The organism is Streptomyces sp. NPDC101393, assembly GCF_044767385.1.
Lineage (GTDB): Bacteria > Actinomycetota > Actinomycetes > Streptomycetales > Streptomycetaceae > Streptomyces.
The window spans coordinates 152661-166693 of sequence record NZ_JBIWNU010000006.1; the positions used below are offsets into that span (position 1 = coordinate 152661).

8 protein-coding genes are annotated in these 14033 nt (G+C 72.3%); 5 read left to right on the top strand and 3 right to left on the bottom strand.

Annotation, left to right across the window (positions count from 1 at the left end; all coding sequences use genetic code 11):
• The first annotated feature begins 227 nt into the window (after window positions 1-227).
• From ACIRQ7_RS20515 to ACIRQ7_RS20535, 5 genes are all read left to right on the top strand, one after another.
• Window positions 228-2189 (top strand): NAD-binding protein, encoded by a 1962-nt coding sequence (locus tag ACIRQ7_RS20515; RefSeq protein ID WP_404264577.1) that lies wholly within the window; start codon window positions 228-230, stop codon window positions 2187-2189.
• 416 nt (window positions 2190-2605) lie between these two features.
• Window positions 2606-4654, top strand: a complete 2049-nt coding sequence (locus ACIRQ7_RS20520; RefSeq protein WP_404264111.1) for an APC family permease — start codon at window positions 2606-2608, stop codon at window positions 4652-4654.
• A gap of 321 nt (window positions 4655-4975) precedes the next feature.
• On the top strand, window positions 4976-6331 hold the full coding sequence (locus ACIRQ7_RS20525) for a class I SAM-dependent RNA methyltransferase (RefSeq protein WP_404264114.1): 1356 nt from the start codon (window positions 4976-4978) through the stop codon (window positions 6329-6331).
• Between the two features lie 615 nt (window positions 6332-6946).
• The gene (locus ACIRQ7_RS20530) at window positions 6947-7429 is read left to right on the top strand and encodes a hypothetical protein (RefSeq protein WP_404264116.1); all 483 of its coding nucleotides are present in this window, start codon (window positions 6947-6949) and stop codon (window positions 7427-7429) included.
• Window positions 7426-10311 (top strand): M48 family metalloprotease, encoded by a 2886-nt coding sequence (locus tag ACIRQ7_RS20535; RefSeq protein WP_404264118.1) that lies wholly within the window; start codon window positions 7426-7428, stop codon window positions 10309-10311. Before ACIRQ7_RS20530 ends, ACIRQ7_RS20535 begins: the two co-directional genes overlap by 4 nt.
• Window positions 10312-10640: 329 nt before the next feature.
• Here the strand turns inward: ACIRQ7_RS20535 and ACIRQ7_RS20540 are convergent, their stop codons facing one another.
• The 3 genes from ACIRQ7_RS20540 to ACIRQ7_RS20550 are packed head-to-tail and all read right to left on the bottom strand — an operon-like array spanning window position 10641 to window position 13953.
• A complete protein-coding gene (locus tag ACIRQ7_RS20540) occupies window positions 10641-11981 on the bottom strand; it encodes an MFS transporter (RefSeq protein WP_404264120.1) in 1341 nt (446 codons plus the stop codon).
• Between the two features lie 28 nt (window positions 11982-12009).
• A complete protein-coding gene (locus tag ACIRQ7_RS20545) occupies window positions 12010-12927 on the bottom strand; it encodes a TauD/TfdA dioxygenase family protein (protein ID WP_404264122.1) in 918 nt (305 codons plus the stop codon).
• Between the two features lie 54 nt (window positions 12928-12981).
• Complete coding sequence (locus tag ACIRQ7_RS20550) at window positions 12982-13953, bottom strand: quinone oxidoreductase family protein (RefSeq protein ID WP_404264124.1); 972 nt, start codon at window positions 13951-13953, stop codon at window positions 12982-12984.
• Between the last annotated feature and the right edge of the window lie 80 nt (window positions 13954-14033).

Genomic DNA, 14033 nt, shown 5'->3' on the forward strand with positions numbered 1-14033 from the left:
AGGGACCGGGTGCGCCAACGGGCGGGTTGGCCGCATCGTGGTCCGGTACAACCGTAGCTGTATTGGCGTCCGTGGCAGGGGGCGCGGTCGGCGCGCGCTCGGTGCGGACCCGCCCGGTGATCGCGCGCCCTGACGCGCCGGGCTGCGCCGCGCGGCCCCCGTAAGGCACGCTACGAGGTGTGCCCACTCTGCCCCAGCAGCCCCAACAGGGCTCCCCCACCCCGCACATGGTGGTCTGCGGCGACGATGCGCTCGCGCACCGTCTCGCCGCCGAACTCCAGGATGTCTATCGCGAACGGGTGACCCTCGTCGTCCCCTCCGCCCGCGATCCGCACCGGCCGCGTATTCCCGCCCCGACGCGCGGACTGGGCCGGGCCACCGCCCTGCTCGGGCGGGTGTCGGCGGCGATGGCGCGTACGGTACCGGCGCGGGCGGGTGAGCCCGTTGAGCCCGATGGGCCGGACGAGGGGGACACTCCGCCCGAGGAGACCCTGCGGATCGTCGAGGTGGCGGAAACCGACGACGCCACCCTGATCGAGGCCGGCATCGCCACGGCGGGCGCACTGGCGCTGGTCTACGACGACGACGAGACCAACATCCACGCCGCGCTGCGCGCCCGCCGCCTCAACCCCCGGCTGCGGCTGGTCATCCGCCTCTACAACCGCAAACTCGGCCAGCACCTGGAGGGCCTGCTCGACCAGGCCGCGGCGGTCGCCGCCGCGGATGGCGACGACGCCCGCAGCATCGACGCCTCCACCACGGTGCTGTCCGACGCGGACACCGTCGCCCCGGCACTGGCGGCCACCGCCGTCGCCGGAACCAGCAAGGTCATCGAGGCGGACGGGCTGCTGCTGCGCGCCGTGGAGCGTACGCCGGTGCCACCGGGGCGCCCCCAGGTGCCGGGACTGTGCACCCTGGCCGTGCTCTCGGCGTCGGCCAACGACCCCGCGGAGACGCCGGGTTCGGCCGTCGCCGACGGCGATCCCGTGCTGCTGCCGGACGACGCGTCGGTCGCGGACTCCGCCGGCTGCGGCACCGTCGTCCTGGAGACCGTCTCCTACACCGGCCGGCCGGCCCGCCGCGGCGGGCTGCGCGGCCGCGGCGCCCCGCTCGCCTCGCTGTTCTCGCGACGGCTGCGCTGGTCGCTGGCCGGTGTCGTCGGCGCGGTGCTGGCGCTGGCCGTCGCCTCCTCCCTCACCACGGGCGCCGACCCGCTGCACGCCGCGTACCTCTCGCTGCTGGACCTCTTCGCCATCAACGAACCGGCGATCGGCGAACCGCTGCCCCGCAAGGTGCTGCAGCTGCTGTCCGGACTGACCGGGCTGCTGTTGCTGCCGGTGCTGGTGGCCGCCGCGTTCGAGGGGCTCGGAACCTTCCGCAGCGCCTCCGCGCTGCGCCGCCCGCCGCGCGGGCTGTCCGGCCATGTGGTGCTGCTCGGGCTCGGCAAGGTCGGCACCCGGGTGCTGGCCCGGTTGCACGAGATGGGCATCCCGGTGGTGTGCGTCGAGGCCGACCCGGACGCGCGCGGGATCGCGCTGGCCCGCCGGCTGCGGGTGCCCACCGTATTGGGGGACGTCACCGACGAGGGCGTCCTGGAGGCCGCCAAGGTCGAACGGGCCCATACGCTGCTCGCCCTGACCAGCGAGGACACCACCAACCTGGAGGCCGCCCTCTACGCCAGGTCCCTCAAGCCCCGGCTGCGGGTGACCCTGCGGCTGTTCGACGACCGCTTCGCCACCGCCGTCTACCGCACGCTGCGCGCCGCGCACCCGCTGGCCCTGACCCGCAGCCGCAGCGTCACCTTCCTGGCCGCGCCCGCCTTCGCCGGCGCGATGATGGGGCGTCAGATCATCGGGGCCATCCCCGTGGAGCGCCGGGTGCTGCTCGTCGCCCGCGTCGAGGTACGCGGCCATGCCGCACTGGAGGGCCGTACGGTCGGCGAGGTCCTGCGGCCGGGGCTGCTGCGGGTGCTCGCCGTCGACACCTCCGCGCCCGAGGAGGGGGAGAGCGACGCCGCCGGCACCGCACCGCCGAAGGACGGTGAACGCGAGCCGGCGCACCTGGCACACGAGCTGGGCGACGGCTATGTGCTGCGCCCGCAGGACCACGTGCTGCTGGCCGCCACCCGCGAGGGACTGGGCGAGCTGCTGTCCCGGCGCCCGCGCACGGGAGTGGTCCGGGAGGTATGACCACGGGCGGCGGCGCCGGGGCGGCTGCCGCGCCGCGGGGCGCCCCCCGGTCGAGTGCCTGTCCCGCCCCCCGTGACGAACGCCACGGAGCCCGCGACCCCGCTCGCCGACCCGCACCGCGGCGCGGCACCGACCTGACCACCGGAGCGCGCGCCGGCTTGTTCGAGCTCCCGGGCCGCACGGCCGCCGCATCGGCGAACAGGCCCGCCACCGGGGCGAGCTGGAGGAGACGCGGCGGCAGCGGACCGGGTGCGCCGAGCGCGGTCAGCGGGTGCGGGTGGGGTGAGGAAGATGTGCATGCGCCGTGCCGTGCCACCGCCCCGAACAGGTCAGGTGCACGGTGCGCCACCTCGTGGTGACCACCCGCTCGGGTGGCGGGTGGGCGTGGGCCTTGACGAAGGCTTAGCATCCTCTCCGTGTCCAAACTGACCGACGTGCCCAAACGGATCCTGATCGGGCGCGCACTGCGCAGCGACAAGCTGGGGGAGACCCTCCTCCCCAAGCGCATCGCACTCCCCGTCTTCGCCTCCGACCCGCTCTCCTCCGTGGCCTATGCGCCCGGCGAGGTGCTGCTCGTGCTGTCCGTCGCGGGAGTGTCGGCCTACCACTTCAGCCCCTGGATCGCGGTCGCCGTAGTGGTGCTGATGTTCACCGTCGTGGCGTCGTACCGGCAGAACGTGCATGCGTACCCGAGCGGCGGCGGCGACTACGAGGTCGCCAACACCAACCTCGGCCCGAAGGCCGGCCTCACCGTCGCCAGCGCGCTGCTTGTCGACTACGTGCTGACCGTGGCGGTCTCCATCGCCTCCGGGGTGGAGAACCTGGGATCGGCGATCCCGTTCGTCGTCGAGCACAAGACGCTGTGCGCGGTCGTCATGATCGTGCTGCTCACGCTCATGAACCTGCGCGGGGTGAAGGAGTCGGGCAAGCTCTTCGCGATCCCGACGTACATCTTCGTGGCCGGCGTCTTCATCATGATCATCTGGGGCGGGGTCCGCGGCCTGGCCATGGGCGAGACCATGAAGGCCCCCACCGCCGACTACACCATCCACGCCGAACAGGGCGGCCTGGCCGGTTTCGCGCTGGTCTTCCTCCTGCTGCGCGCCTTCTCCTCCGGCTGTGCGGCGCTCACCGGCGTCGAGGCGATCAGCAACGGCGTGCCCGCCTTCCGCAAGCCGAAGTCGAAGAACGCCGCCTCCACCCTCGCCCTCATGGGCGGCCTGGCCGTCACCATGTTCTGCGGCATCATCGCGCTGGCCATGGCCACCGACGTCAAGATGGCGGAGAGCCCGGCCAAGGACCTGCTGCACAACGGCACCCCGGTCGGCTCCGGATTCACCCAGGACCCGGTCATCTCCCAGGTCGCCGCGGCGGTCTTCGGCGGCGGCTCGTTCTTCTTCGTCGTGCTGGCCGCGGCCACCGCCCTGGTCCTCTTCCTCGCCGCCAACACCGCCTACAACGGCTTCCCGCTGCTCGGCTCGATCCTCGCCCAGGACCGCTACCTGCCGCGCCAGCTGCACACCCGCGGTGACCGGCTCGCCTTCTCCAACGGCATCGTGCTGCTGGCCGGCGCCGCCATCGTCCTCGTCGTCATCTACGGCGCGGACTCGACGCGGCTGATCCAGCTCTACATCGTCGGCGTCTTCGTCTCCTTCACGCTCAGCCAGATCGGCATGGTCCGGCACTGGAACCGCCACCTGCTGACCGAGAAGGACGGCGCCAAGCGCCGCCGGATGCACCGCTCGCGCGCCATCAACGCCTTCGGCGCCACCTTCACCGGCCTGGTCCTCGTCGTCGTCCTGCTGACGAAGTTCACGCACGGCGCCTGGGTCGCCCTGCTGGGCATGGTCATCTTCTTCGTCACGATGAGCGCGATCCGCCGCCACTACGACCGGGTCGCCGACGAGATCGCCGCCGAGGACACCCCCGACGAGATCGTCCGCCCCTCCCGGGTGCACTCCATCGTCCTGGTCTCCAAGGTGCACAAGCCCACCCTGCGCGCCCTGAACTACGCCAAGCTGATGCGCTCGGACACCCTCGAAGCGGTCAGCGTCGACGTCGACCAGGCCGACACCAAGGCCCTGCGCGCCGAGTGGGAACGCCGCGGCATCGAGGTCCCCCTCAAGGTCCTTGCCTCGCCCTACCGCGAGATCACCCGGCCGATCATCGAGTACGTCAAGTCGCTGCGCCGGGAGAGCCCGCGCGACGCCGTCTCCGTCTACATCCCGGAGTACGTCGTCGGCCACTGGTACGAGCACCTGCTCCACAACCAGAGCGCGCTGCGCCTCAAGGGCCGTCTCCTGTTCACCCCCGGCGTCATGGTCACCTCCGTGCCCTGGCAGCTGGACTCCTCCGAGGCCGCCAAGAAGCGCGCCCGCAAGCGCGCCGAGTGGAACGCCCCGGGTGCGGTGCGCCGCGGCCCGGTGACGCTGCCGAAGAAGGAGAAGGCGGGCACCAAGAAGTAGGCGCACCGGAAGCGGGGCACGCACCGGTCACGGGGGGCACGAGCCACCTAGGGCACGAGCCACCCCAGGCACGAGCCGCCTAAGGCACGAGTCGCCTCAGCACCGGTCACCGCAGGCGCCGGTCACCGGAAGCCGCACGGCAGTCACCCGCCGTGCGGCTTCCGCCGTCCCGCCCGGCGCCCCCACGCACCCGGTAGGTGCACCGCCCCACGGCACGTAGACTCGAAGGCTGTCGTCAACCCCGAGGGCCGTCCGCCCGCACCACGCCCCTCGGGCCCCGCACCACCGCACCACCCCACCCACCTCAGGAGCCCCGCCGCCATGCAGACAGAACCGATCACGTCGCAGGACGGCGCGGAACCGAAGAAGTCGCTGGTCGGCGAGGAGTACGAGGTGGAGGTCGGCCCCGTCGCCCACGGCGGCCACTGCATCGCCCGCACGGACGAGGGCCAGGTCCTCTTCGTACGGCACACCCTCCCCGGCGAGCGCGTCACCGCACGCATCACCGACGGCGAGGAAGGCGACCGCTTCCTGCGCGCCGACGCCGTCGCGGTCCACACCCCCTCCAAGGACCGGGTCGAGGCGCCCTGCCCCTTCTCCGGCCCCGGCAAGTGCGGCGGCTGCGACTGGCAGCACGCGGCACCCGGCGCCCAGCGCCGCTTCAAGGGCTCCGTCATCGCCGAACAGCTCGAACGGCTCGCCGGCCTCACCCCGGAGGACGCCCGCTGGGACGGCACCGTCGAGCCCGCCCCCGGCGACAAGGTCGCCAAGGGCGAGGTCCCGGCCTGGCGCACCCGCGTCCAGTACGCCATCGACGACGAGGGCCGCGCCGGCCTGCGCAAGCACCGCTCCCACGACGTCCAGCCCGTCGACCACTGCATGATCGCCGCCCCCGGCGTCTCCGAGCTCGGCATCGAGTCCCGCTCCTGGCCGCAGATCGCCTCCGTCGAGGCGATCGCCGCCACCGGCTCGCACGACCGCCAGGTGATCCTCACCCCCAAGCCCGGCGGCCGCCTCCCGATCGTCGAGCTCGACCAGCCCGTCTCCGTCCTCCGCGTCGACGAGAAGGACGGCGGCGTACACCGCGTCCACGGCCGCCCCTTCGTCCGCGAACGCGCCGCCGACCGCACCTGGCGCGTCGGCAACGGCGGCTTCTGGCAGGTCCACCCGAAGGCCGCCGACCTCCTCGTCGAGGCCGTCATGCAGGGCCTGATGCCGAAGAAGGGCGACATGGCCCTCGACCTCTACTGCGGCGTCGGCCTCTTCGCCGGCGCGCTCGCCGAACGCGTCGGCGACAAGGGCGCCGTCCTCGGCATCGAATCCGGCAAGCGCGCCGCCGAGGACGCCCGCCACAACCTCCAGGACCTCGACCGCGTCCGCATCGAACACGGCAAGGTCGACCAGATCCTCCCCCGCACCGGCATCACCGACGCCGACCTCATCGTCCTCGACCCCCCACGCGCCGGCGCCGGCAAGAAAACCGTCGCCCAACTCGCCGCCCTCACCCCCCGCCGCATCGCCTACGTCGCCTGCGACCCGGCGGCCCTGGCCCGCGACCTGAAGTACTTCCAGGAGGCCGGGTACGTACCGCGGCGGATGCGGGCGTTCGATCTGTTTCCGATGACGCATCATGTGGAGTGCGTGGCGATCCTGGAGAAGGCAGGGAAGGGCGCCTGACCTGCAGGTATGAGTGGTGGGCTTTATGTGCGCTACGGGCGAGGTCTTGACGTACGTTTGACGCACCTTCGGGGCTCGTGACGCTCAATCGACGCATGCTCTGACGAGGCGCCACTTGCGCGTCGTGCAGGTGCGCGCAGAGATCGAGCGGCTACGGGCAGCACACCGCTGCGACCCCGGATCCCCGGTGCCCGCGCGTCAGCGCACCTCCGACGATTCCTTGCTGCAACGAATGCCTCGAGTCTCCAACGCAGGCACCCGGCGGCTCACCCAGGAGAACCCCCGCCTTCGCGACCAACTCGCTCGCGCACTTGGCGAACCACACCCCGCGACGACGCGCACCAACCCACCACAGCCGGGCGCAATCAGCCCCGTCGACGGTCACGCAGTTCGGCTCTGGGCGCTGATCTTGCGATCGGGCGGATGGTGCCGGTGGTGTCACTGGTGTCGGTGATGTCAGTGGCGCAGGCGAGTGAAGGCTCGTCCGCTTCGGCGCACGCCGTGCCTTGCCGCGGGTCTGTCGTCGTTGTGCCTTCAGGGGTGCCTCCGTTCCCCCTATGGTGCTGGCATGTGCTGAACTGGATTGCTGGGTACGGGGGTTGCACGGTGTTGTATGTGCGCGATCTGGTGCGCGAAGTGGTGGCCGAGCACGCGGCGCACGAGTTGCCGCTCGTCGACAGTCTGCGGGTGTGGGACGACGACCGGGTCGTCCGCACCCTCGCCGGGGGCGGGCGAAGGCGGGAGCCGCTCGGGTTCGGTTACGCCGAAGTGTCCGCGCTGGTCACTCCGGTCATCTGGCTCGTCCTCGACCAGGCGGCCCGCCGTACGGTCGACCGCGCCACGGAGGGGCTGTTGGCGCGCGGCCGGGCCGGCGCGCGCAGGTTGCTGCGCCGGGCGCCGGACCCTGCGAACCGTACGCTGATCGCGCTGGATCCCGGAGAGTTGGCGCTGGTCCGAAACCACATCGTGGAACAGGCCACCGAGCGAGGCGCCGACCGCCGGGAGGCCGAGGCGCTGGCCGACAGTGTCGTGGCGCGGATCTCGACGGCGGTGGCGACTGATGAGGAGCCGCCCGAAACCCCTGGTACCGCCTCGTGAAGGCCCTCGCCGCGCTTCGGAGCGCGAGCGGGACCGGCCCCCGTTTCGCGCTGCTGATGGGCCTCGTCGTGGCATCGAGCATTCCCACACTCGACACGCTGCTCCAGGACGTCCCGGTGCTCGTCGGCCTGCGCGACGGCCGGGAGGGCCTGCACGGCCCGACCGGGTGCATGTACGCCGCCGGATTCGACGCCGCCAGCAGCGATCTGGCGAACATTCTGAGGTCCCTGAGCCGGCCGGGCGCCCTGCACAAGTGCATCGGCGACCACACGCTCGTCCCGTACCGCGGCGCCCTCGCCACCCTGGTGCTGCTCGCCCTCGCGGCCGGGCTGTACTGGTGGCTGCCGGCGGCTCGTGAGCGGTGGCGCCGGATGGTGCCGCTCGAAACCGTCGACGCCGATGGCGCACTACGGGCCGAACTCGCCGCGCTGTGCGCCCGCACCGGCGTCCGCGCGCGGTTGCGCTTCTGCGTCGACCCGGCGCGGATGACCGCCGGCGCCAGTGTCTACGGCCGCTCCGGGAGCTACACCGTCTCCCTGCACTCGGGTCTGCTCCCGCAGCTCGGCACCGACCCCGAGGGCTTCCGCGCCGTCGTCCTGCACGAACTCGCGCATGTGCACCACCGCGACGTGGACCACGCCTACGCCAGTACGGCCCTTTGGCGGGCCTACGTACTCCTCGCCCTGATACCGACCTTCGCCGTGACCGGCTGGATCCTCATCCTGGCGCTGTCCGGCCTCAAGTCCCCGTGGTGGCCCGCCGCTGCGCCCACGCTGCTGGCCCCCGTGCTGATCGGACTGCTGCTGGCCGGGCTGGTGCACCTCGCCCGGGCCGACCTGCTGCGGCGGCGCGAACTGTTCGCCGACCGCCGGGCCGTCGCCTGGGGCGCGGACGCCGCCAATTGGCAGCGCGCCGACCCCGCTGCCCCCGGCGCACCGTGGCTGCGCCGGCTGACCGCGCTGCTCGGGACCCACCCGCGGTGGGAAGAGCGTCGGCAAGCGCTCGCCGACGCCGACCGCCTCGACCGGGTCAGCCCCCTGGCGATGTTCCTCACCGGTATCTCGGCGGCGCTCCTGTACCGGTCCCTGGCGACGCTTCCGGTCCTGTCCGACGGTCCGGGCTCCCTCTGGATCACGGCCGGCGCGGTGACTCCGGTGCTCTGCTTCGCCCTGGGACTGCCGCTCGTACGGGCCTCGGGCACGGCCGACGGAGACGGTCGGTCCGCCGCGGTGGCGGGCCTCTGGCTCGGCTTCGGCCTGCTGTTGGGCGAGTTCGTGTCCAGCGGCCAGGTCCGGCTCGACTGGATGCTGCCGCGGCCCCAGTACCTGCTCGTCTTCCCGCTCATCGCCGCCGTGCCCGCGGTGTGGTGGTCCCAGTCCCTGCGCCTGGCCCTCGCCCTGCCCCGGCAGGGGCAGCGCTGGACGGCCGCGGTGGGTTGCGCGCTGGTGACGGCAACGGTGCTGTGGGCCGGGCTGCGGTGGTGGCACACGGGGGGCATGGCGCTCTCGCTGGGCGCCGTCGGCAACCAGGGCGCGGAACTGGCCGCGTACTACGCCCGGACCGTCCCGGGCGACTGGCACGGTTACGGCCCTGACCTCTCGGCCTTCGCGGGCGGCCTCGCCCTTCTCACCCCGCTGAGCGGCACGATGCTGGTCGGGGCCGCCACGCTGCTGATGTGGCTGGTACCGCTGGCCCTCGCCCTGCTCCAGCGCGCGGGCCCGGGGGGCACGGGTCTGCGGCTGCGCCGGACGCTCGGCGCCGGGCTCGCCGGTGCCCTGGTGTGCGGGGCCGGGCTGGTCCTGGCCCAGCTCATGATGAACCAGTCGCGGCCGGCCACGACCGGGGCGGCGGCCGCCCCCTCCGTCGTCATCCATGTGTGGTGGGTGACCGTGACGGTCCTGGCGGCCTGCCTGCTGACGGCCGCCGTGGTAGCCGCCCGCGCGGGCCGGAGCCGGCTGCTGCGGGGGCTCCTCGCCGCGCAGGTGGTCCAACTGTTCGCGTACGCCGAGGTGTTCCTGCTCTTCTCCGCCGATGGCTGCCTGGGGCCGCTGAACACCGCCTTCGACGTGTGCCGGTGGCGCCCCGCCAACGGTCTGATCATCGACGGCCAGGTCACCTCCCTCACGCTCGTCAACGCCATCCTCGGATCGGCCTGCGCGGCGTTGGCGGGGGCGGGTCTGGCGTGGGCGGTGCGCCGGCTCCGCGGACGGCCGACCGCGGACAGCGCCGCGGAACCGGCCCCCACCGCGGCCTTCCGCCCGCCCTCGACGCTCCTGAAGGCGGGCACGCTCCTCGCGCTCACCGCACCGGCGGTGGTGCTGGCCGCCGTCACCTTCACCCAGCCATCCGCCGCCGACGACCCCCGCCTCTGGCAGGACGCGGCCGATGCGGCCGGGAAGCAACGCGGTCCCGCCCCGCCGGCCAAGGCACCGCAGACCCGCGCCTGGCAGGCGGCGTCCTGGCTGAACAACGGCGGGACCCGGCATGCGCAGCAGATCAACGCCGCCTCGCTGGCCCTGAACTCCGAACTCCTCAAGGCCGCCTCGGGGAAGCGCAACGCGGACGGGAAGGTCACGCTGGACGAGAAGGCGTTCCACCGTCGCTGCGGCGCCCTGAGCCGGCAGGTGGAGAAGGCCCGGGACTACTTCCCCGCCCCGGGCCAAGACCTCCAGAAGAAATGGTCCCGCGCGCTGAACCAGGTGCACCACGGGGCCCAGGAGTGCCAGGACGCGACCGTCCCGCGCAAGGGCACCCCGCACCGGACCGACGCGGAGCGCGGTCGCCTCTTCACCGCATCGCTCAACGAGATCGTCAACGGAATGCGAACCTTCGGCACCGCGGTCCAGGACATCAAGAAGACCGCCACTTCGCCGGCCAAGTAGCTCCTACGGCGTGCGGCGGGGCACTCGCGATGTGTAACTGGAGGGCGAACGGTCGGATCGCCAGGTGTTGTCGCACGGCGTGACCGAGGCCATGGACGACCGAGGCACCGGACGTCCATGGCGGTACACGCAGACCGCCGCGCCGCTGTCGGGGTGCCGATATGGCCGCGACGATGCCGGGGAAGGGGAGGGGCCTGCGCGGGTGTGCGTCCAGCCGTTGTCGGGCAGCGCCGTCGTGTTCGGGTAGTCCTCGGGCATCGGTTTTGCGAAGTCCGACACGTGGTCCCGCATTCCGGGGGCGACCGCGCAGGTCGGTGGCGGAGCGAGAGTCATGGCTGGGACTGCGGGGTGCGGACCGCCGCGGGCAGCAGGCCCAGGCGGCGCCGGTCGTGGTCGTAGAAACGCCTGCCGACGGCGAAGGCCGCACCGCTCGCGAGGGCGACGAGGGGGACCAGCTGCAGGGCGTCGAGCAGGCCCAGGCGATCGGCGAGCATGCCCGTGACGGCCGGGCCCGGTGCGAGGCCGAGCAGGCTGTTGGCGAGGGTGAGCGTGGCGAAGGCCGTCGCCGAGAGCGCGGCGGGGGTCAGGTTCGCCACCATGGCGGCGGTCGGCCCGGCCGTCGCGTTGCACAGCAGACTCCCGACGCCTATCAGCCCGAGCTGCAGCGGGCCGGCCGGCAGGTGGAACCCACTCGTCAGGAGCACGACCGATCCGACGCTGCAGAAGAGCGACACCGTCCACTTGCGGGCCGCGACCCGCCGGCCGAGGCGGTCCGCCAGCATTCCGCCGCCGATCATCCCGACGCCGGTGATCAGCGCGAAGACTCCGGCCATCAGTCCGGCCTTCGAGGGGGACAGGGCGTAGTAGCGGTTGAGGAAACTCGGCATCCAGGCGAGCAGCGCCATCGCGAGGAACATCTGCAACCCGCTGCCGATGTAGGCGCAGTTCACGGAGACCGAGGAGAACAGCCGGGGCAGCAGCGGACGGAGCGCACCGCGCGCGCGGGGGCGGTCGCGGGCGTCGGCCGGCGCTGCCCCACGCTGCCTCCTCAGCCGCTTCTCCGTGACCACCAGGCCGTAGAGCAGGGCCAGGACCAGCCCGAAGATCCCCATGACGCCGAATGCCCAGCGCCAGCCCAGGTGCCCGGCCACCACACCGCCGACCGATACGCCCAGCACCGATCCGAAGGCCCCGCCGCCGATGAACGCGCCGGACAGCGTGGCCCGCAGGCCGACCGGAAAGACGCTGACGACCACGGCGATGCCGACGCTTCCGTATGCCGCCTCACCGACCCCGACGACGAACCGGGCGGCGAACATCGCGCCGTAACCGGCCGAGACCGCGCAGGCCAGGGTCGCCAGGCTCCACACCGTGGCGGCGGCGACCAGGCACCTGACCCTTCCCCACCGGTCCGCGGCCAGCGACAGCGGAAAGGTCAGCACGCCGACCATCAGGGCCACGATGCCGCTGAGAGAGCCCAACTGGCTGTCGGACAACAGCCATTCCGCCTTGAGCATCGGGAAGACGGCATTGAGGACCTGGCGCGACATGTAGTCGGACAGCAGCAGCCCGAAACTCAAGCCGAACACCAGCCACGCATAGCCGCGGGAGACAGCAGGTGCGGTCCGGGCGGTTTCCGGGCCGGTCGCACCGGCGGTGTGCAGCGCCATCGGTGTCACCTCTCTCGTCTCGGGAGGGTCAGAAGGGTTTGTCACCGGCGATTGAGGCGCGCTCCATCCTGCGGACCGCGGGCCAGTAGTCCTGCACCGCGTAGTGCTGCGTACAGCGGTTGTCCCAGATCGCCACGCTGTTCTTCCGCCAGCGCCAGCGCACCTGGTACTCCGGGACGGCCGCCTGGCTGATCAGATAGTTCAGCAGGTTGGCGGCGCCGGGGGCGTGGTCCTGACCGAACCGCACGTTGTCGGGGGTGTGGAAGTTGACGAGGTGCGTGGTGAAGCTGTTGACGAAGAGGATCTGCTCTCCCGTCTCCGGGTGGGTGCGCACCACCGGGTGCTCGGGGTCCGGATAGCGGGCCTTGAGCCGGTGCCGCTGCTCGATGGGCATGACCGCGCCGAAGGTCGACTCGATGCTGTGCCGCGCGCGGAGATCCGCGATCCGGTCCTTGATGTGGCCGGGGAGCCGGCGGTATGCCTCGGCCATGTTGATCCAGATGGTGTCGCCGCCGACCTCGGGCGTCTCCACGCAGCGCAGTACGGAGCCCATGGGCGGGCACTCGCGCCAGGTGGCGTCGCAGTGGAGCGCGTTCTCGTAGTGCTCGGGCTTGCTGTCGAGGTCTTTGTAGATGCGGACCAGCCCGGGATGGTCGGGGTCGCTGCCCAGGACCGGGTGGTCCTCCAGGGTGCCGAAGCGCGAGGCGAAGGCCACGTGCTCGCCGCCCGTGATGTCCTGGTCCCGCAGGAAGAGGACCTTGTACCGCAGCAGCAGTTCCCTGATCTCGGCGAACAGCTCCTCGTCCCGCGCGGCGTCGGCCAGGCTCACTCCGGAGAGTTCGGCGCCGATGGTGCAGGTGAGGGGCTCGACCCGGAGGGAGCTGCGACGGCCCCTTGCGCCCACCACGGTGGGCGCGCTTTCCCTCGGTTGGGTGGCATGCGGCATGGTGCTCACTCCTTGAACGACGTGGTGCGGCTGGGCGCGGCTGTGGTGCGGATGTCAGACGACGAAGACGGAAGAGCCCGTGGTCCGGGCGGCCTCCAGGTCGCGATGGGCCCGGGGCGCGTTCTGGAGGGGGTAGCGCTGGTTGATCTCGATGCGGATGCGGCCGGAGGCGACGTGATCGAAGAGCTCGCCGGCCAGGAGGTCGCGCTCCCCGGGATCGGCGATGTAGTCGGCCAGGGCGGGGCGGGTGACGAACAGCGAGCCGTGGAGGGCGAGTTGCATCGCGTCCAGCGGGGGCACGCCGGAGGCCGTACCGAAGCACACCAGGAGCCCGCGGCGCTTCAGTGAGGCCATGGACCCGGCGACGGTGTCCTTGCCGACGCTGTCGAAGACGACGGGGACACCGGCTCCGTCGGTGAGTTCGCGTACCCGCTCGGCCACGTCCTCCTGCCGGTAGCGGACGATGTGTTTGCAGCCGTGGGCGCGTGCCACCTCGGCCTTCTCCTCGGTCGAGACCGTGCCGATCACGGTGATGCCGTTCAGCTCGGCCCACTGGGACAGGATCAGACCGACGCCACCCGCCGCGGCGTGCAGCAGAACGGTGTCGCCTGCCTTCAACGGGTGGATCCGGCGCAGGAGATAGGCGGAGGTCAGGCCGCGCATCGTCATGGCGGCGGCGGTCTCGCAGCTGATCCCGTCCGGGAGCTTGATCAGCGTGTCGGCCGGCATGACCCGTTCCGTGCTGTAGGCCCCGAGCGGGCTGCCCGTGTACGTCACACGGTCGCCCTCGGCGATATGCGTCACGCCCTCCCCGACGGCCTCGATGACGCCGGAGGCTTCGACGCCGAGCCCGTCCGGCAGCCGGACCGGGTAGAGCCCGGAACGGAAGTAGGTGTCGGCGAAGTTGAGGCCGACCGCGACGTGCCGGATGCGGACTTCGCCGGGGCCGGGGCGGCCCACGGTGACCTTCTCCCATCGCAGGACGTCCGGGCCCCCGGTCTCATGGAAACGAACGGCATGTGCCACAAGGTGCTCCGTAGTGCTCGGGTGCGGGCGGCTGCCGCGGACGGTCCCCGGGCGCGCGTGCGGACGGGCCCCGGGCCCCG

Excerpts from the sequence above, each read along its gene's own strand:
- ACIRQ7_RS20515 (WP_404264577.1), top strand. The coding sequence starts at position 228 with ATGGTGGTCTGCGGCGACGATGCGCTCGCGCACCGTCTCGCCGCCGAA.
- ACIRQ7_RS20525 (WP_404264114.1), top strand. The coding sequence starts at position 4,976 with ATGCAGACAGAACCGATCACGTCGCAGGACGGCGCGGAACCGAAGAAG.
- ACIRQ7_RS20540 (WP_404264120.1), bottom strand. The coding sequence starts at position 11,981 with ATGGCGCTGCACACCGCCGGTGCGACCGGCCCGGAAACCGCCCGGACC.
- ACIRQ7_RS20545 (WP_404264122.1), bottom strand. The coding sequence starts at position 12,927 with ATGCCGCATGCCACCCAACCGAGGGAAAGCGCGCCCACCGTGGTGGGC.